The 19036-nt window shown below is 46.4% G+C and carries 25 protein-coding genes; 9 read left to right on the top strand and 16 right to left on the bottom strand.

The window, feature by feature from the left end; all coding sequences use genetic code 11:
• Position 1 precedes the first annotated feature (1 nt).
• Positions 2 to 199, top strand: coding sequence for an aspartyl-phosphate phosphatase Spo0E family protein (locus tag AM500_RS04170; RefSeq protein WP_053598085.1), 198 nt, complete (start codon positions 2 to 4; stop codon positions 197 to 199).
• Between the two features lie 278 nt (positions 200 to 477).
• Here AM500_RS04170 and AM500_RS04165 read toward each other — a convergent pair whose 3' ends face one another.
• Positions 478 to 1416: a DMT family transporter gene (locus AM500_RS04165; RefSeq protein WP_053598084.1), complete on the bottom strand. Its 939-nt coding sequence runs from the start codon at positions 1414 to 1416 to the stop codon at positions 478 to 480.
• Positions 1417 to 1726: 310 nt separating this feature from the next.
• Here AM500_RS04165 and AM500_RS24815 point away from each other — a divergent pair, with 310 nt between their 5' ends.
• Entirely contained in the window at positions 1727 to 1861 is a 135-nt protein-coding gene (locus AM500_RS24815; protein ID WP_081772884.1) for a YuzL family protein, read from the top strand.
• 33 nt (positions 1862 to 1894) lie between these two features.
• On the opposite strand, the gene AM500_RS25330 is transcribed toward AM500_RS24815, so the two are convergent.
• Positions 1895 to 2146, bottom strand: coding sequence for a hypothetical protein (locus tag AM500_RS25330; protein WP_156319744.1), 252 nt, complete (start codon positions 2144 to 2146; stop codon positions 1895 to 1897).
• Positions 2147 to 2251: 105 nt separating this feature from the next.
• On the opposite strand from AM500_RS25330, the gene AM500_RS04155 reads away from it, so the two are divergent.
• The 3 genes from AM500_RS04155 to AM500_RS04140 all read left to right on the top strand — a co-directional run bounded on the left by AM500_RS04155 (position 2252) and on the right by AM500_RS04140 (position 3800).
• Positions 2252 to 2446, top strand: a complete 195-nt coding sequence (locus tag AM500_RS04155; RefSeq protein WP_053598082.1) for a cysteine-rich CWC family protein — start codon at positions 2252 to 2254, stop codon at positions 2444 to 2446.
• 721 nt (positions 2447 to 3167) lie between these two features.
• A complete protein-coding gene (locus AM500_RS04145; RefSeq protein ID WP_053598080.1) occupies positions 3168 to 3452 on the top strand; it encodes a hypothetical protein in 285 nt (94 codons plus the stop codon).
• A gap of 12 nt (positions 3453 to 3464) precedes the next feature.
• Positions 3465 to 3800: a spore coat protein gene (locus AM500_RS04140; protein WP_053598079.1), complete on the top strand. Its 336-nt coding sequence runs from the start codon at positions 3465 to 3467 to the stop codon at positions 3798 to 3800.
• A gap of 233 nt (positions 3801 to 4033) precedes the next feature.
• On the opposite strand, the gene AM500_RS04135 is transcribed toward AM500_RS04140, so the two are convergent.
• The 7 genes from AM500_RS04135 to AM500_RS04105 form a co-directional block, all read right to left on the bottom strand.
• A complete protein-coding gene (locus tag AM500_RS04135) occupies positions 4034 to 4456 on the bottom strand; it encodes a hypothetical protein (RefSeq protein ID WP_053598078.1) in 423 nt (140 codons plus the stop codon).
• Between the two features lie 324 nt (positions 4457 to 4780).
• Positions 4781 to 5056, bottom strand: coding sequence for a hypothetical protein (locus AM500_RS04130; RefSeq protein WP_053598077.1), 276 nt, complete (start codon positions 5054 to 5056; stop codon positions 4781 to 4783).
• 24 nt (positions 5057 to 5080) lie between these two features.
• Positions 5081 to 5464: a DUF6232 family protein gene (locus tag AM500_RS04125; RefSeq protein WP_053598076.1), complete on the bottom strand. Its 384-nt coding sequence runs from the start codon at positions 5462 to 5464 to the stop codon at positions 5081 to 5083.
• Between the two features lie 423 nt (positions 5465 to 5887).
• Positions 5888 to 6616, bottom strand: a complete 729-nt coding sequence (locus tag AM500_RS04120) for a hypothetical protein (protein ID WP_053598075.1) — start codon at positions 6614 to 6616, stop codon at positions 5888 to 5890.
• A 181-nt stretch (positions 6617 to 6797) separates the two neighbouring features.
• Positions 6798 to 7247: a MaoC family dehydratase gene (locus AM500_RS04115; RefSeq protein WP_082347128.1), complete on the bottom strand. Its 450-nt coding sequence runs from the start codon at positions 7245 to 7247 to the stop codon at positions 6798 to 6800.
• A 158-nt stretch (positions 7248 to 7405) separates the two neighbouring features.
• Positions 7406 to 8743: an acetyl-CoA hydrolase/transferase family protein gene (locus AM500_RS04110; RefSeq protein WP_053598073.1), complete on the bottom strand. Its 1338-nt coding sequence runs from the start codon at positions 8741 to 8743 to the stop codon at positions 7406 to 7408.
• Complete coding sequence (locus AM500_RS04105; protein ID WP_197282662.1) at positions 8721 to 9770, bottom strand: 3-oxoacyl-ACP synthase; 1050 nt, start codon at positions 9768 to 9770, stop codon at positions 8721 to 8723. Before AM500_RS04105 ends, AM500_RS04110 begins: the two co-directional genes overlap by 23 nt.
• 201 nt (positions 9771 to 9971) lie before the next feature.
• Between AM500_RS04105 and AM500_RS04100 the strand changes: the two genes are divergently transcribed.
• A complete protein-coding gene (locus tag AM500_RS04100) occupies positions 9972 to 10451 on the top strand; it encodes a DinB family protein (protein WP_053598071.1) in 480 nt (159 codons plus the stop codon).
• A gap of 272 nt (positions 10452 to 10723) precedes the next feature.
• Here AM500_RS04100 and AM500_RS04095 read toward each other — a convergent pair whose 3' ends face one another.
• Complete coding sequence (locus AM500_RS04095) at positions 10724 to 10936, bottom strand: helix-turn-helix domain-containing protein (protein WP_053598070.1); 213 nt, start codon at positions 10934 to 10936, stop codon at positions 10724 to 10726.
• Positions 10937 to 10949: 13 nt separating this feature from the next.
• Positions 10950 to 11426: a DUF2975 domain-containing protein gene (locus AM500_RS04090; protein ID WP_053598069.1), complete on the bottom strand. Its 477-nt coding sequence runs from the start codon at positions 11424 to 11426 to the stop codon at positions 10950 to 10952.
• Positions 11427 to 12271: 845 nt separating this feature from the next.
• On the opposite strand from AM500_RS04090, the gene fabG reads away from it, so the two are divergent.
• From fabG to AM500_RS04075, 3 genes are all read left to right on the top strand, one after another.
• Positions 12272 to 13012 (top strand): 3-oxoacyl-ACP reductase FabG, encoded by a 741-nt coding sequence (gene fabG / locus AM500_RS04085; protein WP_053598068.1) that lies wholly within the window; start codon positions 12272 to 12274, stop codon positions 13010 to 13012.
• A gap of 110 nt (positions 13013 to 13122) precedes the next feature.
• The gene (locus AM500_RS04080) at positions 13123 to 13953 is read left to right on the top strand and encodes an alpha/beta fold hydrolase (RefSeq protein ID WP_053598067.1); all 831 of its coding nucleotides are present in this window, start codon (positions 13123 to 13125) and stop codon (positions 13951 to 13953) included.
• 119 nt (positions 13954 to 14072) lie between these two features.
• The gene (locus AM500_RS04075; protein WP_053598066.1) at positions 14073 to 14312 is read left to right on the top strand and encodes a hypothetical protein; all 240 of its coding nucleotides are present in this window, start codon (positions 14073 to 14075) and stop codon (positions 14310 to 14312) included.
• Between the two features lie 251 nt (positions 14313 to 14563).
• On the opposite strand, the gene AM500_RS04070 is transcribed toward AM500_RS04075, so the two are convergent.
• The 5 genes from AM500_RS04070 to AM500_RS04050 all read right to left on the bottom strand — a co-directional run bounded on the left by AM500_RS04070 (position 14564) and on the right by AM500_RS04050 (position 18717).
• Positions 14564 to 14809 carry a DUF2573 family protein gene (locus AM500_RS04070; protein ID WP_053598065.1) on the bottom strand — a complete coding sequence of 82 codons (246 nt, stop codon included), beginning with the start codon at positions 14807 to 14809 and terminating at the stop codon, positions 14564 to 14566.
• Entirely contained in the window at positions 14766 to 15578 is an 813-nt protein-coding gene (locus AM500_RS04065) for an IucA/IucC family C-terminal-domain containing protein (protein ID WP_053598064.1), read from the bottom strand. Before AM500_RS04065 ends, AM500_RS04070 begins: the two co-directional genes overlap by 44 nt.
• A gap of 151 nt (positions 15579 to 15729) precedes the next feature.
• The gene (locus AM500_RS04060) at positions 15730 to 16551 is read right to left on the bottom strand and encodes an ABC transporter ATP-binding protein (RefSeq protein ID WP_053598063.1); all 822 of its coding nucleotides are present in this window, start codon (positions 16549 to 16551) and stop codon (positions 15730 to 15732) included.
• Positions 16552 to 16627: 76 nt separating this feature from the next.
• On the bottom strand, positions 16628 to 17716 hold the full coding sequence (locus tag AM500_RS04055) for a FecCD family ABC transporter permease (RefSeq protein ID WP_053598062.1): 1089 nt from the start codon (positions 17714 to 17716) through the stop codon (positions 16628 to 16630).
• Entirely contained in the window at positions 17713 to 18717 is a 1005-nt protein-coding gene (locus tag AM500_RS04050) for a FecCD family ABC transporter permease (RefSeq protein ID WP_053598061.1), read from the bottom strand. The genes AM500_RS04055 and AM500_RS04050 overlap by 4 nt, the downstream gene beginning before the upstream one ends.
• Positions 18718 to 19036: the final 319 nt, after the last annotated feature.

Genomic DNA, 19036 nt, shown 5'->3' with positions numbered 1-19036 from the left:
TATGGACAAGCCTGATAGAATGAACCTGGTTGAAATGCAAAGATATATTGAGTTCTTGCGCGCTGAGCTGGTTGCGAAGGGTTTGGAGTTTGGCTTTGCCCATGAGACAACGATTGAGGCGAGCCGTGAACTGGACCGTTTTATCCTGGAGTTTCAGCGGATGATGGAGAGGAAGAAGGGTGCGGCCTCTATGGCGTGAAGATTAATCTGGTGAATTCTAGATTTAATAAACGGAAATCCCAATTTTTCGGATAACAAACAAGCACAATTGGAAGCGTTGACAATCCCGAAAAGCATTTTCTAGTACATTTTGATGCTGACTAATAGGGAAAATGTACTTGAAAAGAGGTTTCGAGTACATTTTGATGCTGACGAATAAGTAAAATGTCCTTGAAAAGCAATTTCAAGGACATTTTGGTGTGCTTCCGTCTTGAAATGTCTTTAAGGCCAGAAAATCTATGATAAAACCATACTACACTAAGCTGCATCTTTTTCAGGCTTTCCCTCTTCTTTCTTTTCCCCAAAAAAGTTTGTTCCTAGTACTCCGAGAATGATTAAAATTGATCCAATTATATGATAGGCGCGGATTTCTTCGTTTAGGAAGATGGCGCCGGCTGCGATTGAGATTACTGTCGACATGTTACCGAAGACACTCATTCGTGAGGCAGAGATTTTTGATATTGCGAAGTTGGATAACAACGATGTCACGAAGGACGCGAGGATTCCCAGGAACAAAATCGCGATCATGTAGTTTGGGTCGAACATTGGCTTTGCAAAGCTGGACAGGGTTCCGTTTGCAAGGTGCATCGTGATGGCGGCCCCGTTGAAAACGAGAAAGCCGACGCCGAGCATGAAATAAGTGATTTCCATCGGTTCGAATTGCTTTGTCAGTTTGCGGGCCATGACGGTGTAGCTTGCGATTGCCAGGCATGAAATCATCATGAAGATGATTCCTTTCCAGTCGGCGAATGAAATCGAGCTGCCTTTCATGATAAAAATGTAGATGACGCCTGCAACCGAGACAATGATGGACAATTTTTGGCGCAGGTTTGTCTTTTCTTTTATAAAAAGTGATGCAAGGATTAGCGTCAGGATTGGGATTGTCGCCGACAGGATGCCTGCTTCCGATGACGAGATTGTTTGGAGGCCGTATGCCTGGAACGCAAAGAAAAAGGTTGGGTAAAACAGCGTCAGTGGCAAGACCTTTAAATAGTGACGGAAGTTGTCAAAATTAGTTTTAATGACTTTCAGGGCCATCAGGATGCTGACTGCCAGGAACGCAGCAGTGAAGCGAAATGCCAATGTGTCGATTGGGCTGGACGCTTCGACTGCTGTTTTTGTGAATAGAAATGAAAGACCGACGATTAGCGCGTTTAGCATGGCGCTCATGTAGGCCAGATAGGTTGTTTTTTTCATGGGTACACACTCTCTTCTGTTCGAGGCCCTTTGTTTTAGTAGGCTTCCCGTGATTCTTGATGTTGATTTAAGAAAAAGTTAATCATTTATTTATGGTGAATTTATATTTTTCCTTTATTCTTGAAGATGTAAAGGTACTCTAACTATTTTTACCTACCCCCTTTGATTAGTATCTAATCCCTTCCCCCGGCCTTCTTTGGCCGGATTTTTTTTGGTGAATTTTGGGCGTTGGGATGAGATGGGGACTTGGGGGCGTCGACCGATTTTTTCAAAAAAGAATAGGGCAGGATAAGTAACGGGGTGATTTTTGATGGCGAAGCTGAAGAAGGATCCGTCGGATGCGGGGGTCAGTGCGGCGAGTGTGAAGGGCAATGCAGGGCCGCACAATATCCGGCACAATAAGAATAAGGTCAACAGCCAGAATAATCAGTTCAAGAAGCATTGATGTGAGGGGCGCCCTGGGTGGGTGCCCTTTTGTTTAGTAGGTGATAAAGATGTCGATGAAGAGGTAGATCATCATGAGCAGCATGACGGTGATAAATGTGAGGAAGGTGTAGTATATGCCTTTTGGGAGGACGTTCCTGAATCGGGGTGCAAGGAGGAGGATTGCGATGCCGATCAGGATTTGGGCTGCGATTTGGATCAGGGCGCGGTAGATTCCTTCAGTTGTGAAGGCGTAGGCGATGATTGCCAGGCCGGCGATGGTTAGGATGATTGGGAGTTTTTTCATAGTAAGCACCTTTCATTTTTTCCTTTATCTTATCACTAAATGCTCAATTAATGGACAGGCTGTTTGCTGTACAATGGGGATAGATGGTTTGGGGAGAGTGATGGTATGGCAGGAAAACGTTGTCCGATTTGTGGTGGAGAGAATGGCTGTATGGCGGGTGAGCGTGAAACTTGCTGGTGTGCGTATGAGGAGTTTCCGCAGGGGATTTTTGAGCTGGTGCCGCCGGAAAGCTTGCGGAAGGATTGTATTTGCAGGAGTTGTTTACATAAATTTAGGGTTGAGCTTGAGGCACGGGGGTGATGAGTCGTTTTCGCGTTTTAATTTCAATGAAGAAACTCGCCATTATAGAACGGCGAGTTTTGCTTTTTATAAATTTCGCATAAAAACACATTATGACCGAGCTCCTGTTTATGGATTTAAATTTGGCTTACCTATCATTTTCCTGATTATATACTTAGGCACATCGTAATGAGCTGTTAAAAAAAGTAAATATAGGTCCAATGGCCAGTTATTGGTCATTAAATCATAGTCTTCTTTATTTATTTTCTTTTCTATTTCGTTCATTAGGCCTACCGATAAGGAACAAGCAAGAAAGTATAGATATTGTGTTAATGGTTTAATCCAATGATTCTCGCTCCCCACCAATGCAACAAATGCCCAAAATACAGCTGCTATCAGGAACCATATACTTAGTAATATTGATATCATAAAAATAACGAAACGAAGAAATCCAAATATATATAACGCCAACGTCTTTATTTTTATCACCACCACTTGAAAAATATATCATTAAGTACACCTTTATTTTACACGACTTTTACATAATATCCCATTAATTCGACTGAAGCTGATGACCTTAAAACTGAACCCTTTACCGTTCGTCCCTTCACTTTTTTTTTAAAAGGAATCCGTCTTCTGTGACAGACGAGAACCAACCTTCTTTCCCTAATTTTTCCGTATAACGCGGCTTGTTTTGGGGATGTTAAGGGTGCAGGAATTTTTTGTTTTGGGAGGTTTAGTTATGCAGCAACAGAATCAGGGTATGCAGGGTCAGCAACAGCAGGAATATATGCAGCAGCCGCCGGATGTTTTGTCGGGGAAGGATGCGCTGTATTTGACGGATATGCTGACATGGAATTTGAATGCCGCGAAGAAGGCGCATTTTTTTGCACAGCATTGTCAGATTGAAGCAATGCGTACGGAAGCGGAAAAGGTGTGCCAGATGCATGAGCGGCATTATGAAAAGATCCTTGGCCATTTGAGTTCGCATGAGAATCAAAATCCGCAGCAGTATATGCAGCAATAGGAGGTGCGAATAATGAACAATTCGATTTCGAATCCGGCGACAAAGGTTGAGAAGAATCCATCGATGAATGACCGGGATTTTATCAATGATTTGCTGTCTACGGAGAAGTATTTGAAAGATGGGTATAATGTGTTTCTGAATGAAGCTTCACACAGCGGGCTTTACAACGATGTGCTCGAGATTTTCAACGAGACCCAGGATTGCCAGCGCCACTTGTACAATGTGATGTTCCAGGAAGGCTGGTACAAGGTCGAGCCTGCGCAGAATCAGGCGCTTCAGCAAAAGGCCCAGCAATTTGAGGGGTATCGGAATCAGTTGCCGCATCATAATGGCGGGCAGATGCAGTAATAGTTTAAACGGCCTCCAAAATCGGAGGCCGTTTTTGCTAAAAATCTATCCGTGCCAGGAACCAGTTCTCTTATCCAAAACTATAAGCGGATAGTTATCTTTAGCGCCTGTATATGGTAAGGAATCAGTATAAACCCATATGGTTCCGCCTTTATCAATCAAAGTATCTATTTCTATATCATCCGATAATTCCTCTAAAAACAGCTCTTTCCAATTATCCTTAATCGGTGCATTTACAGAAAGGTACAGGGCTTCGTCAAAAAGAGTACCATCTTTTTCATATTCTTTTTCCTAAATTCCTCTATAACGTTCCAAATCTCCTCAGCGGTTAGATTATCATAAAAGTTTTCCGACCAATTAACTCCCCTTGCATAAACATAATCAGGGCTAGGCATATACTCATCAAATATGTAGGTCCTGATTGTTTCCTTTAATTGTTCCATTTCCTCTGGTGAGGCACCTTTTTCATCAGTAGTTGATGGATTATTTTCTACTGTAGATTGTACGATATCTTTCGAAGGATTTTCTCTTTTAATTGAAGTATCACTATCCTGTTTTAAGTTGTTTTTCGGCGAATCTGTATGAGCCGTAAAGGAACAACCATATAAAAGCCCTGCAATTAATAAAACAATCGCAACTAAACTAAAACGTTGCACGGTAACCTCCCCTTTAAATTGAAAATAACCAAAAATAGAGCCTCCCCTAATCAGCTTTGACGAATTATAACAAGATCAACTCGGCTGCAATAATGCCCAGCGCCATACCTGTTATCAGAATATATACTTTCACTTCCTTTTTTGTTGCCTTGTTTTGAAGAAACGATTGTAACAAGAAAGTGTTAGGCCAGCACGCAAAACAGAATTGCGATGCTTCGATATTGAAATAGGTCATATTTGATGATTGTGAAGACGTAGTCTGCTAGCCCAATTAAGGCTAAGATCATACTGGAATCCTAAAGAGTCTATTAATGTGGGTTTCCTTTACGAATACTTTTTTGCTTTTTTCCAGCCAAGGTAGGAGTAAAAACAGGTCGCTAGGAAAAACAGGAATCCGCCAATCCAGAGTTCATACCATTCAGGTTCTCTAGCTTGAAGGGTTGGAATATTGAGATACCTGTCTCCAAGGCAGACAAATATGAAAATCAAACCCAAAACAGACAGTTCTTTGAGTGTGGCTGAGGTTTTTAGGGTGCCTTTGTCCATTTTGAAAAGTATCCGGATGACTGCCAGCACGATAATGAAAGAAGATATATTCAATAATCCCCTCTCCATTGACCCGGCTTAATCAGCCGCTCCTTTATTTGCAAGCGCCCTGCTGACGGCATCAAATGCCTGATCGATATCTTCGAATATATATTGTTTTTCTCCGGTTATAAGAGTAATATGAAGTGCTTCTTTCCGATCATTTTCTACACTCAGCCAATTAATAATTGCAAAAAGTACAGCTATGGATGCCACGGAAACCGCAATAATAGACTTTTGATTGAGACTCCATGCGAATAAGAACACGACTGCTATTTTCAGGAAAATACCTGCTGATTTGTTTTCTGTTAATCCGATTGAAACGGAGCTTACATGCTGAAGTGGAAACAATTTGTCTTTTGTTTTAATAAGTTGGTTGCTGATGACGATATTTTTGGTCTCAAGGTAAATTTGCTCCTTCATGGCGCCTCCTATGGGGGGATAATTATCTAAATTTTACCACATGAGTGTTTTCATCGTGTGGTAATTTTTTGAAAATGTTTTTGTGAGGGTAGATGTTTTGACGGGTATGCTAGCTGATTGCTATCTTTTATAAATACTTTTTAGGATTTATGAACACTTTTTGGTATTTATGAATACTTTCTGGGATTTATGAACACTTCTCGTGAAATATGAATACTTACTGTTAAGTGGCGCTGAACTGCACTAGATTCTAAATTTTTTATACGAGGGTTCTGTAACACTGCTAGTCTTGTTTATTCAGTCCTCCCCTGAGAGAATCCGGATTTGTTCTTGAATTATTGAATTATAGTTAAAATTGGAGTAACGGACGCGACTCGATTAAAGAAAGAAAAGCCGCACCCCTTAATATGGAGCGCGAATTTTTTAAGGCTTTAATTTTTTCAATGCGTCGAGATCGAGTTCTTGTTCATAGTCGACGCCTTCGATGTCGAAGCTTTTGAAACCTTCATCGATGACCCCTGCGTCGTTCAGAGCATGGATCCAGCGCTCCCAGTCCTCGCCGCCCATCACTTTGACGGTGTTTTCGATTTCCTCTTCAGTCGCCGGCTCAATCACCTGCTCATAAAGCCCGCCGGTTTCGAGGTTGATGTTCGTTCCTGAGACGGTTTCGCCGATTGGTTTGATCGCGGAACGGTAGGTGACTCCTGTATCAGGATCCTTTCTCATCCCGGAGGCTACGCTGTAAATGAGCAGGTCAATTTTTCCGCCAAATTCATTTTTAATATACTCGATGACGGCTTCCTTCATTTCATTTGAAAAGGCATCGCCGATAAAGTTTTTTGCCATCAGGCCTTCCTTCTCAGCCTCTTCTTTGAAAAAAATATTGTTCCACCAGCCAGCGGTCGCTAATCTTTCGTCAGAGATGCCTCTCTCAAAAGAAAAGCCAATCGTGTCTGCACCGGCGCCAAACGCTGTGACAATTCGGGAAGCGAGTCCATAGCTGGACGATGCACCGAGGATGAGCACATTTTTGGGGCCATCAAAACGAGGTTGCCCTTTTACGTAGTCAATTTGTTTTTTGAGTGCTGCCTTGCATCCGATTGGATGGGCTGCCCTTGAGACGTTGCCTTTTAATTTTGCTTCTATAATCATGGATTTTCTCTCCTTTGGTAAGCATGGATTACGGACGATTTATTGGCGACGTTTTGAAGTTTAAAACTCTGTAAAATGTGCCCAAGACGGTCTATTGGCGACGTTTTGAAGCTTAAAACTCTATAAAATGTGCCCAAGACACAATTTGAGCCTTGGTACCAGGTGAAACGTTTCCTCTTGACTACTGAGCTTTCGGCGGGATAACCTTTGCCCTGCCTTCTAGGACGACGGCTCCGTCCTGGTTGTAGCAGGTGGTGCTGAGCTCGAGGATTTTGAATTTGCCTTTGTCGATGAACTCGATTGCCTCGACCTCGGCTGTGACGGTATCTCCGATGAATACAGGTTTTGTGAATTTCATTTCCTGGCTCAGGTAGATGGTGCCCGGTCCTGGCAGTTTCATTGCCAGCACTGCGGAAATGAAGCCGCCGCTCAGCATTCCGTGGGCAATCCTTGTTTTGAACGGCGTGCCCTGTGCGTATTGTTCGTTCACATGGGCCGGGTTCAGGTCGCCGGTGATTCCAGCGAACAAGTAGACGTCGCTTTCTGTTACTGTTTTAGCCATTGAAGCTTTGTCGCCAATTTTGATTGTCATATAGATTGCCTCCTCTTCTCTTAAAAGTTTGCTCACCATTTCACATATTATCTTACTAAAATGAGAGACAGTGAGTTTGCAAAAAGTACATACTTTCTGGCCGTCTCTCATTTAGTTTTATAGATAGCCGGCAGACGAAGAAACGTCCCCAGTTTGCCAGCTGGTTACCGATAACCGTCTTTGTCCGATTTGCCAGTTTACCAGAGCATAAGGTCGCGGGCTTCTTCCCTCAGCTGATCCCGGAAGTCTGGGTGAGCGATTGAGATGAGCATGTCGACGCGCTCGCGTATGGATGTGCCGGTCAGGTGGGCGACTCCGTATTCAGTGACGACGTAGTCGACGTCGTTCCGGGATAGCGAGACGACTGCTCCCTGGGTTAGTCTTGGGACGATTTTTGATATGGTCTTGCGTTCATCGCTGCCTGGGACGCGCACGTTGGCTGTCGAGTAGAGGGCGATGAATGATTTTCCGCCTGGTGACAGCTGGGCGCCGATTGCGGTGTCCGCCTGGCCGCCTGTACCGCTGAATTGGCGGTGGCCGATTGACTCGGAACAGCATTGGCCAGTCACGTCGATTTCGAGTGTTGTGTTGATTGAAATCATCTTATGGTTCTGGCCGATTATGTACGGGTCGTTGACGTAACTGCCGTTCAGGATCAGCACACCTGGGTTGTTATTGATAAAGTCGTACAGCTTTTTGGTGCCGAGTGCGAAGGTGGCGACCATTTTTCCAGGGTGAAGGGTTTTCTTTTTCCCAGTAATAGCACCTGCATTAAAAAGGTCGACCATGCCGTCTGTGAACATTTCGGTATGGATGCCAAGGTCCTTCTTGGTCTGCAGCTCGTAGGCAACTGCGTTCGGAATGCCGCCGATACCAAGCTGAATTGTTGAGCCGTCCTCAATCAAGTCGGCGATTTGCCTGCCGATAATCCGGTCCTTCTCGTTCGGTTCCGGTGATGGAAACAGCGGAACCTCGTAGTTTGCTTCAATTAAATAGTCGATTTCCGAGATATGAATTGTTGTGTCTCCGAATGTACGCGGCATATTCGGGTTCACTTCAAGAATCACAAGGTCGGCGACTTCAGCGAGTTCTTTTTCATAGGTGGCGCTTAAACTTAGCGACAGGTAGCCATGCTCATCTATCGGTGAAGCCACACCTGCGAAAATGTTGACATGACGGTGTTGATGGCGCCTGTTTCCAGCAAAATGCAAGTGGTTGGGAATGTATGAAACAGTCCCGGCCTCGTGCATTTTCCGGACGGCCGGCATGTAGAACCAGCCTTCCATCAGGAAGCGTTCCTTGTAGTCGGTATCGCTGAAATAAGGATACTCAAGGATTGGCAGACAGGTTGAAACATGAATGTCTTCGATATGCTCCGGAAGCGTGTGCAGCTTGGACAGGAAGCTACGCGGTTCGGCAGCAGCCAGTCCGGAGACGATGTGGTCACCGGTTTTCACGAAGCTTAGCGCTTTTTCAACGGATATTTTTTTTGCCGAATACAGGTCGTTGTATTTATTCGATGTGATTGTCGCCATGTCCGATCGGCCCCCATTTGATGACGTTTGCTGCCCAGGCGTAGCCAATTCCGGCAGAGATCATTGAAATGACGGTTCCATCCTGGACCTTGCCTTGCTCCAATGAGAGATGCAGGGAAAGAATCTGATCGACTTGCCCCAAATGGCCGTAGTCGCTTAAATAGATTGATTGCTCTTCAGTCAAGCCAAGTGTTTCAAGCATGAACTTGTGCATCGAGTATTTAAAGTGCAGAACTGCCAGGTAACCGAGTTCTTCTTTGGTAACGCCGGATTTCTCGAAAGCTCGGTCAATGCAGTGGAACCAGTTTGACATAGAGACTTCGTTCAGGCGGTCCTTCATGTGCTTTTCGTCAAATAGCCTTAGAGATTTATAGGCCTCATTGTAATTTTCATGCGTGATTGGCTTTTCGGTGCCGCCGAATTCGACGCCAGCATCGCGCGCCATTGAGCCGTCGGTCATGATGTGTGAGCCAAGCAGGATATTGCGGCCAAGGTTCTTTTTTAAAATAATCGCCCCGCCTCCTGCTGCCAGGTTATACATCATCGACATCGCCTTATCGGTGTAGTCGACGAAATCACCATTACGATAGCCGCCGACGATCATAACGGTGTTTAGATCGGGGTCTGACATCATCATGTCTTTAGCAATTTTCATAGCCGAAACGGTTGTACAGCAGCGCTGCTGTAGGTCGATGCCCCACGCGTTTGTCGCGCCGATTTTTTCCTGAATGTAGATGGCGGAGGTGGTCAGCGGGTACTCCTTCCACTCCTCGCCGATTGAGATGACCAGGTCAATTTCCTTCGGGTCGATTCCGGTGTTTTTGATGGCATCGAGGCCGGCGCGGACGCCCATTTCCTGAGTTCCGTCGTTTTCTCCAGGGATTGGTTTTTCCTTGAGGCCGAGCTTGTTGATGATGGCTTCTTCCGTCCAGATCCCGTTTGTTGCTTCAGCAACTTGCTTCGCAGTCATTCTTGGTTGTGGGATATAAATCCCGGTTCCTACTATTCCAACGTGGGTTTCAGTCACCTGTATCTCCTCCTTTGGAAGGATTATTAACCTTAGTGTAGGATTTTGGAGTTACACTTGAGTTGCAGGATAGTTCTGTCATTTTTGAGGAATAAGAATTCCAGGTATTTATGCAAAATCCCCTTCACGGTTTACGTTATTTGAAATTGGAAAGTGGACATGTCTATAATGATGAGAGTTTAAGTTTGGAGGAGTGGTAATATGTACAGAACTGTCGGTGATTTTCTAGCGGAATGGTCGAGGGCATCAAGCGGAACAATTCAGGTGCTTGAGTCTTTGACGGATGAAAAATTGAATCAGGCGATTGTTGAAGGGCACAGCACACTTGGCTGGCTGGGCTGGCACCTGGCGACAAGCGTTCCATTTTTTGCGGGACAAGTTGGCCTGAATGTTGCTATGCCTGGGGATCCAGGTTCGGTTCCTTCCAGCGCAAGCGAGATCGCCGCTGCATATAAAAATGCGTCTGAGGAATTGGTTCGGGAAGCTGAAGCAAATCTGACTGATGAAAGCATGGTTGAAAGTGTGGAAGCTCTTGGCCAGATGATGCCACGAGGCGCTGTTTTGAGGATGTTTGTTGACCACCAGACTCATCATCGCGGACAAATGACGGTCTTGCTGCGCCAAGCAGGGTTGAAAGTACCGAGTGTTATGGGGCCGACTAGGGAAGATCAACTGAAATAAGTATGTTAAAAGCACCTCGGAAAAATTTCCGAGGTGCTTTTTGTATGAAAAATTTATTGGCTGCCTGCAGAATACCTTATCAGTTGCGAGAAAGTTGTTTAGAGGCAGGGCGGTTCTATGTTACCTTTTGGCACCCGCACTCCTTTGAAACGTCACATAGAATCGGGCTATGTTACCTTTTCAGCTTGAGCAGTCTGGGTTTGGGCACATAGAAAGTTTGTTGTGCCATTTAGCAGTACCTTCCATTTAATATGTCACACTAACAAAAAACATTAGTCTTCGTTATCTTTGTATTCGAGAATGTCTCCGGGCTGGCAATCGAGTGCTTTGCAGATTGCCTCCAGGGTGGAAAATCGGATGGCTTTGGCTTTGCCATTTTTTAAAATGGAGAGGTTTGCCATGGTGATTCCGACCTTCTCGGAAAGCTCGGTTACGCTCATTTTCCTTTTTGCTAGCATTACGTCTATATTTATTATAATTGCCATTGGTTTCCCCCCCTTAGACCGTTAAATCATTTTCGGATTTGATATCAATTGCTTCTTTTAAAAGCCTCTGGAGAACTGCGGCAAACACGGCTATGACCAGCCCGGCGAAAACCGGAACCATCCCAACAATGACTAGGCCTGGGGCATCGTCCAGTTCAGCCACCATAAACACAAATGGCAGAATAACAACATAGACACCGCTGAAGACCATGGCCGAAATTTTAATTTTTCTCAAAGCGTTTACTGACAAATCAGAGAATGCCTGGTTTTTGTCAATAAAGCCTAATAATTTTAAAGCCTGATACAACGCGGTGAAAAATGGAATTGCCGACACATACATGCCGATTACAATCGGATACAGAATATGGGCATACTCCGGGTTAGCCGGATTTCTCATTAACCAATACAACCCGAATGAACCACACGCAAGAACTGGGGTTCCGATAAGGAAAAGCGCCAGCCTTAAAAATAATGTTGAGCCTCGTTTCATAAAAAGCACCTCGCCTAATTAATTTATAAGATGATTTTATCAGATTGTTTATCGATTATCAATAAATAATTATTAAATATCGTTGTTTTATTATTGAATTACATTTTACTTCCCTCTAATTTCCAATGCCGTCGTGCTAATATCAAACGCCTTATCCCTCTCTCGCTTGCACTCTCTTCTAAAATGGAATTCAATTAAACTAGGTATTGTGAGTGGAGTTTGCTGAGTCAAAATGGAATTGTAACAGACTTGTAACTGAAGACTGCTATTATGAGTTTGAGAGTTTGCAACTGTGGTGAAGTGCAGATTGAAATGGGTGTGCGAGAGTGTATGCTGAGGGATTGCTGGATTATTGGGGTTGCGTGGGGCATGTTTTAGGGATTGAGCAACGCATTGTCAGAGTTCTCTTTGCATGATCGGGATTGTGTAGCGCAATATCCGAGTGCTTGCTGCATGATCGGGATTGTGCAGCACATTGTCCGAGTGCTTGCTGCATGATCGGGATTGTGTAGCGCAATATCCGAGTGCTTGCTGCATGATTAGGATTGCGTAGCGCAATATCCGAGTGCTTGCCGATTATTGGGGTTGTGTGGATCTTTCACGTGTTTGCCGGATTGTTGTACAGTCCTAGTGATTGTGCTTCAAAGGAAAATTTGGTGTTTGCCAGAGCCCGGTAGCGATGCCATGGGAAGGCAAACTGTTGTCGGATTTTCGGACAGTGCCTGTTGTTTGCTACACAGCTCGCGGCGACCCTTTTTTCCAAAAGTGGGGTTATGGGTTGGATTTCAAGTTGGCAAGGTTCTTGCATAGTAAATGGGTGATTATTTATTTAGGAGGTTTGTAGAATGAGGTTGATGGATAAGGTTGCGATTGTGACTGGCGGTGGCCGGGGGATTGGCGAGGCGACGGCGGTGAGGTTTGCTTCTGAGGGCGCTAAGGTGGTTGTGGCGGATGTTACTGCTGAGGATATTGACCGGACTGTGGCGATGATTGTGGAATCTGGCGGCATGGCTGTTGGGATGGTTGTCGACGTGACGGATGGCGGTCAGGTGGAAAAGATGGTCGGTGACACTGCTGAGCAATTTGGAAGCGTTGACATTGTGGTGAATAACGCGGGGATTACGGCTGATGCGACGCTTCTGAAAATGGAGGAATCACAGTGGGAGCGCGTGATTGATGTAAATTTGAAGGGAGTTTTCCTGGTTGGCCAGGCTGCGGCGAAGGTGATGAAGGAGCAGCAGGGCGGCGTGATTTTGAATGCGTCTTCGGTTGTCGGCCTGTATGGGAACTTCGGGCAGACGAATTATGCTGCGACGAAGTGGGGCGTGATCGGGATGACGAAGACTTGGGCAAAAGAGCTTGGCCGGTACGGTGTGCGGGTCAACGCGGTTGCGCCTGGGTTCATCAACACGCCGATGGTGGCGAAAATGCCGGAGAAGGTGCTCGATATGATGAAGGGCAAGTCGGTGCTTGGAATTATTGGCGAGCCTGCGGATATTGCGAATGCGTATTTGTTCCTGGCGAGCGATGAGGCGCGGTATGTGACCGGGACTGTGCTGAGCGTGGATGGCGGGGTTGTGCTGTAATTCACAAGGGGTCTGACCCCTACTCCTCTGGGTATTTTGGTTGTGTGGTTAGGCGGGGGCGGATTTTATGTGGGTTGGCCCCTTTTTACATAGCATAGGAGGTGCTGTTGATGCCGGTTATGTCGGTCAATGGGAATGAGTTGTTTTATGAGGTATTTGGGCCTGACGATGCGCGCGAGACGGTGGTTTTTCTCAACGGGGTGATGACGACGACGAGTTCGTGGGCGCTGTATTATCCCCTGTTTGTGAAGCTTGGGTATCGGGTGGTGCTGCACGATTTCAAGGGACAGATGAAGTCGGCAAAGCCTCCTGGGCCGTATTCGTTCCGGGAGCATGCCGAGGAAGCGGCGGCTTTGCTGGATGAGCTTGGTGTTAATGGCCCGGTGCATTTAATTGGAACGTCGTATGGCGGCGAGGTTGCGCTTCGGTTTGCTATTGATTATCCGGATCGGGCGGCTTCGCTAGTGGTGATTGATTCGACGAGTGAGCTGGATGAGACGACGAAGCTGTTTGTTGAGGGTTGGAAGCAGCTCGCTCTTGGGCCTAAGGGTGAAGCGTTCTTTTGGGGCGCAGCTCCTTCGCTTTATTACAATGCGTTTGTTGAGCGCAATAAGGAGTTTTTGGCGGAGCGGGCCCGGATGATGAATGACATTGATGACGAGTATTTTGCGGGCCAGGTTACGCTGTATGAAACCTTCCTCCGCGATGCGGATTTTACGAATGAGCTTGGGAAGGTTGTGTGCCCGACGCTGGTTGTGGTCGGCGAGAATGATATTTTGAAACCGCGGTGGTCCTCGGACATTTTGGCTAAAGGGATTGCCGGGGCCGAGTATTTGGTGATTCCGGAGTGCGGCCATGTGGCGATTTTCGAGAAGCCTGATGCGCTGAAGTCAGCGTTGTTGGGGTTTGTGGTGAAGAATAGTGAGTTGGGGAAAGAGTAGTTGAAGCAGGGTTGGTTTCCTGCTTCTTTTTTCATGAATAATAGTCTGATAATTCATTGACTCAATTTCTCAATTTGTGTAAAATTACACCAAAAGAGCTTTTGAGGGGGTTTGGTTAATTGAAAGAGGCATCGGCTGTTCTTCAACTCGTTGTTTCTAGAATCGGTTTTCTTTTGGTGACATTTATGAGCGGGATGATTGGGAGTCATGCGATTGAAGATACCCAGGACCCATCCTTTCTGAACAAAACGATTTACGCACTTACTCAATCTGTCTATCCTTTTGTGATTATCGGCTTTTTGCTATGGGCTGTTGTGGCTATTGTTGTGTGGATTAGGAAAAGGAATCTTAGTATATAAAAATAGGTTTGGTTTGGGTTGGCTGCGGTAGGTAAGAGATTTTATCCAAGAGTTTTTGGGTTTTATCCGTTAACTTTTTCCGTTTTTCTGCAAGTTAACCTGATAGAGGCCTGTAGTTATAGCATTCCGTCTACACGGGAAGGCATGCAGACAGTAATTTTCAGTTAAACTAGCAAAAACAAAAAAGGAGCGCTCCTATTAGTAGGATGCTCCTTTTCAGTTTGGCAAAACGAGAACCGTTCCTGTTTTGCCTATTTTGCGCGATGTTGTTCGTTGAGTTTTTTGATTTCGAGCATAAGTGCTTTCATTTCGTCCTTGGCGTCTGGGTAGAGAGTGTTCCAGTGCTGGGCGAGCGGCGGCATGGTCTTGGCAATGTGGGTGTACAGCGCGTACATTTTCACTTTTTCGGTTGTCTCTTCGTCAGATTGGCCGACGAGAAGCTCGGCATATTTTTCAAGTAATGCTTCGAACTGCCTCACAAATGTTGTCTGTTCCATTGGCACATTTGCCCTCCATTTCTAGCTGCCTGCATGGGCATGTTTTACAGCGTTTATCTTTATCGCCTGTTAAGTATGAAAAGCAGCAGGTTTTGCGGACGCGGACCATTTCGTCCAGGTCCTCCTGGTAGGTTTTTTCGGTAAAGAACTTTGTGAGTGGATTGCGTCGGTATTTGCCAAAGACCGCTCCCTCTGCTTCGTTAAAAATAAAATTGAAATCGTCATCGGCCTGGGCTTGCCCTGCGAGTTCGGACTCGTACAGCCACATGATGTAGATAGCAACATTTTCCCAAAGGATTAGCTTGGAAACACCGGTGACCTTGCCGAGCAGGTCAATGAGCGGGAAGATGTGGCCGGCGAAAAGCTCGATGATTGCTTGTTTGCGCCATTGGCCGCGGTCTCCTCCATCCCATTTTTCCGCTTCCGCCTTTTCTAGAAACAACTTCGGCAGCCAGCTTCCTGTGCCAGTCGGGGCTTCAAAGAAGACGTTGTCGGCTTGGATGTTAAGTTTCTTGTTCAACGCGGAAATGCTGTACAGAGACAGCACTCCAATGTAGGCATAACGCTTCATGAAAACCGAGGCAGCGACTTTCGCCGAATCGGTCTGAAGCGTCGGCATAATTGATTCGATAAATGCCTCCAGCGCATCATGGTCAAGCAGAGATGATGCCTGAATCATGCCGATTTTCTTCATATCGGTGTATCGGTAGGCTTTCAGTTTTGTTTTCTCCGCGATAGTCAGCGGTAATGTTCGTGTCTCAAGCTTCATTGTATACACCGTCCTTTTCGGCATGAGGATTGGAATGATTAGGTTGGTTCTAGTTTCGATTCAAATAATTAGGAAAATAAAACCAAATCCCTAGCCCTTCTATTAATTCACAATTTCACAAGGGGTCTGACCCCTACCCCACTGGGTATCTTTAGTTGGCGAGGGCATTTTTTAGGATGCAGCGGCCTTTGCCGTATGGGATGCAGAGTGGTGTGCCGAAGAGCGGGTCGATGGTGACTTCGCAGTCCATGCCGAAGACGTTTTTGACCAGGGAGCAGTTGATGACGACTTCGGGACGGCCTTGGGCATAGATTGCTTTATCCTTTATGGCGACGATGTTGTGTGCATATCGGCAGGCAAGATTCAGGTCGTGGAGGACCATTACGATTGTGCGTCCTTCACGCTCGTTTAGTTCCCAGAGAAGATCGAGAATTTCGATCTGGTGTGTCATATCAAGGTAGGTTGTTGGCTCATCCAGCAAAAGGATATCGGTATCCTGGGCGAGTGTCATTGCTATCCAGGCGCGCTGACGCTGGCCGCCGGACAGGGAATCGACTGGACGGTCCTTAAGATCCTCGAGACCCGTTGCTTTCAAAGCGTCATTAACTTTACTCTCATCTTCCTCTGACCATTGCTTGAGCCAGGATTGGTATGGGTAGCGTCCCTGTTTGACAAGCTGGAGTACAGTCAGTCCTTCAGGCGCAACGGGTGTCTGGGGAAGGATGGCCATGTTCTTGGCGACTTCCCGTGTTGATAGTTTTGAGATGGCTTTTCCCTCTAATAGAACGCTGCCTGATTGCGGCTTCATGAGGCGCGCGATTGATCGAAGCAGCGTCGATTTGCCGCAGCCGTTCCCTCCGATGAAGACGGTGATTTCACCTTTTGGGATGGTGAGATTCAGTTCGTTTATGATAAGCGCATCTCCGTAGGACAGGGTCAGGTCTTTCGTTTCAATCGCGGTTGCGTGCGTCAATTCAGACAGCTCCTTTGTTCTTTTTTGGTGCAGATTTTTCGGGTGGTGACGGGAACGCCCCGAAGTTTGTCGAATGTCATTGGTTTCTAGTTTTAAACAATAAATATATAAAATACGGTGCGCCAATTGCAGCTGTGAATACACCGGCCGGGACCTCAAGCGGCGAGAACATCGTGCGGCCGATCAGGTCAGCGGCCATTACAAGGATTCCGCCGAGGACTGCCGATACCGGGAGCAATGCTCCGAATGATGAGCCGACAAGCCTCCTTGCCATGTGTGGGGCCATCAGGCCAACAAAGCCGATGCCGCCTGCAAATGCGACTGATGTGCCGATCAAGCCTGTTGCAATTGTGAGGAGTGCAAGGCGCTGTTTCTGGACTCTTGATCCGAGCCCGGTTGCAACATCATCACCGAGTTCCTGAATATTAAGGTTCCGTGCGGCGATGAGAGCGAGAGCAATTAAAATCAGTGTTGCCGGGACAGCGATCGAAACGTTGGCCCAGTTCGAGCCGTAGACAGTTCCGGTCAGCCAGATGTTTGCCTGACTTGCTTGGAAAATCGGTCCGAGAATCATCATTAATGTCGTCAGTGCTTTCATAAGAGCCATCAAACCGATGCCGATCAGGACGAGCCGGATTGGCGAGACACCGTTTTTCCAGGCTAAGATGTAGACCAGAAAGGCGGCAAGTGCTGCTCCGATAAAAGCGGCAACCGGCATCCAGGCTATTGGTACGGTCAGAGCATTGTTCTCATCGCTGAAGATGGCAAGAAATCCAACGACTGCAACCGATGCTCCGCCGGTGATGCCAAGTATGTCGGGTGATGCAAGCGGATTACGGATCATCCCCTGAAGAATGCCACCCGCAACAGCGAGTCCCATTCCGACCACGAGTGCGATAATGATGCGCGGGAGCCGGAATGATGTGACGATTAGCCGGTCCATTTCCGTTCCGCCACCAAAGAAAGTAGCGATGACGGTGATCGGGCTGATTTTCATTTCACCTAACCCGGTGCTTGTTACAAATAATGCAGCTGCAGCCAGGGCCAAGAGTGTGAAGATTAGCATTGCTCTTCTATCGAGAAGGAAAGAAATTTTCCCTTTAAATAATCGAATGTTTTTAAACTGATTAGCCTCTTTTTGCAGAGGCGTTTTTATGTTTTTCATCGGCTGTTGAACCCCCTTCTTGCGATGTAGATGAAGAATGGGGTGCCAATAATGGCAGTTGTGACGCCGACCGGGACTTCCTGCGGCATGAGCAGGTAGCGGCTGGCGATGTCTGCGGCCAGCAGGAGCATAGCTCCGAGCAGTGCTGCGTAGGGAATTGTCCAGCGATGGTCGATTCCGACGATGCTCCTTGTTATATGTGGGATTACGATGCCGATGAAACCTATTGGCCCCGCTACAGCCACTGCCCCGCCCGCAAGCAAAATAACGAGGACGCCAAGGGCAATTTTAACAAAAGCGGTGTTGAGGCCGAGGCCTTTGGCGACATCCTCCCCCATCGCTAGAACGTTCATCTTCCCGGCGATAAGAAGCGAGCCGAGCCAGCCGACGATAAGATATGGCAGAACGGCTGTTAGGTTTTCTAGGTCACGGCCTGATACGGAACCGGCCAACCAAAACAGGACTTGCTCGAGTGCAGCTTCATTCAGGACGAGCAGGCCCTGGGTGAAGCTTGCGAACATCGCTGTCAATGCTGCCCCTGCGAGTGTAAGCTTCATCGGAGTCAGCCCTTCGCGGCCAAATGAGCCGACGGCGTAGATTCCGACTGCGGCGACTGCTGCGCCGAGGAAGCTTAGCCAGGTGAATGCCTGGAGGCTATCGACCTTTAGGATCGTGACAGCGATGACGACCATCATTCCCGCTCCGGCGTTGACCCCGAAGATATCAGGTGAAGCCAGCGGGTTTTTGGTTAGCGTCTGGAGAAGAACACCTGCAATCCCCAGGCTTGCCCCTACTGCTGCTGCTATCAGCGCGCGCGGGAGGCGAACTGATTCAATAATGATATGTTCATTGGATCCATTAAAATTTGTAAATGTATCGATGGCCATCTTAATCGTTGTATCGGTGTAGCCAAAGACGATGCTTGCTCCCATAAGAGCAAGGAGCGATATGATGGCGGCAAACAGGCCAGCCCATTTTAAAATTGTATTTTTGAGGACCATGATTTTACCGTTCCGGCCTTTCCAACATGGGTAGTTTGTTATTGTTTCTATAATACTAGTCTAAGTTGATAAAACAGCCATGTCAATGATTCTGATAATCATTTTCATTTAGAAAACATCATATTTCAAAGAATTATCACACTTTTTTTAAGCAGTTGATTTTTAATTATTTTCCTGATAACACTCGACAAGCTAAATATAGACCGCACGCTGCAGTGAAAAGTAAAAATTGACACATTTGTGAATTGAGAATAATTTTCAATTAAAACGTTGACATGAAAGTTGTATCATTTTATGATGGAGTTGTCATTGAAAATGA

Origin of the sequence: Bacillus sp. FJAT-18017 (assembly GCF_001278805.1) — a bacterium.
Lineage (GTDB): Bacteria > Bacillota > Bacilli > Bacillales > Cytobacillaceae > Bacillus_D.
The sequence above is the reverse complement of the archived record's forward strand: the minus strand, read 5'-3'. Positions and strand labels throughout refer to the sequence as shown.

Coding starts and splice junctions, on each gene's coding strand:
- AM500_RS04170 (WP_053598085.1), top strand. CDS start 2: ATGGACAAGCCTGATAGAATGAACCTGGTTGAAATGCAAAGATATATT.
- AM500_RS04165 (WP_053598084.1), bottom strand. CDS start 1,416: ATGAAAAAAACAACCTATCTGGCCTACATGAGCGCCATGCTAAACGCG.
- AM500_RS24815 (WP_081772884.1), top strand. CDS start 1,727: ATGGCGAAGCTGAAGAAGGATCCGTCGGATGCGGGGGTCAGTGCGGCG.
- AM500_RS25330 (WP_156319744.1), bottom strand. CDS start 2,146: ATGAAAAAACTCCCAATCATCCTAACCATCGCCGGCCTGGCAATCATC.
- AM500_RS04155 (WP_053598082.1), top strand. CDS start 2,252: ATGGCAGGAAAACGTTGTCCGATTTGTGGTGGAGAGAATGGCTGTATG.
- AM500_RS04145 (WP_053598080.1), top strand. CDS start 3,168: ATGCAGCAACAGAATCAGGGTATGCAGGGTCAGCAACAGCAGGAATAT.
- AM500_RS04140 (WP_053598079.1), top strand. CDS start 3,465: ATGAACAATTCGATTTCGAATCCGGCGACAAAGGTTGAGAAGAATCCA.
- AM500_RS04125 (WP_053598076.1), bottom strand. CDS start 5,464: ATGAAGGAGCAAATTTACCTTGAGACCAAAAATATCGTCATCAGCAAC.
- AM500_RS04120 (WP_053598075.1), bottom strand. CDS start 6,616: ATGATTATAGAAGCAAAATTAAAAGGCAACGTCTCAAGGGCAGCCCAT.
- AM500_RS04115 (WP_082347128.1), bottom strand. CDS start 7,247: ATGGTGAGCAAACTTTTAAGAGAAGAGGAGGCAATCTATATGACAATC.
- AM500_RS04110 (WP_053598073.1), bottom strand. CDS start 8,743: ATGGCGACAATCACATCGAATAAATACAACGACCTGTATTCGGCAAAA.
- AM500_RS04100 (WP_053598071.1), top strand. CDS start 9,972: ATGTACAGAACTGTCGGTGATTTTCTAGCGGAATGGTCGAGGGCATCA.
- AM500_RS04095 (WP_053598070.1), bottom strand. CDS start 10,936: ATGGCAATTATAATAAATATAGACGTAATGCTAGCAAAAAGGAAAATG.
- AM500_RS04090 (WP_053598069.1), bottom strand. CDS start 11,426: ATGAAACGAGGCTCAACATTATTTTTAAGGCTGGCGCTTTTCCTTATC.
- fabG (WP_053598068.1), top strand. CDS start 12,272: ATGAGGTTGATGGATAAGGTTGCGATTGTGACTGGCGGTGGCCGGGGG.
- AM500_RS04080 (WP_053598067.1), top strand. CDS start 13,123: ATGCCGGTTATGTCGGTCAATGGGAATGAGTTGTTTTATGAGGTATTT.
- AM500_RS04070 (WP_053598065.1), bottom strand. CDS start 14,809: ATGGAACAGACAACATTTGTGAGGCAGTTCGAAGCATTACTTGAAAAA.
- AM500_RS04065 (WP_053598064.1), bottom strand. CDS start 15,578: ATGAAGCTTGAGACACGAACATTACCGCTGACTATCGCGGAGAAAACA.
- AM500_RS04055 (WP_053598062.1), bottom strand. CDS start 17,716: ATGAAAAACATAAAAACGCCTCTGCAAAAAGAGGCTAATCAGTTTAAA.
- AM500_RS04050 (WP_053598061.1), bottom strand. CDS start 18,717: ATGGTCCTCAAAAATACAATTTTAAAATGGGCTGGCCTGTTTGCCGCC.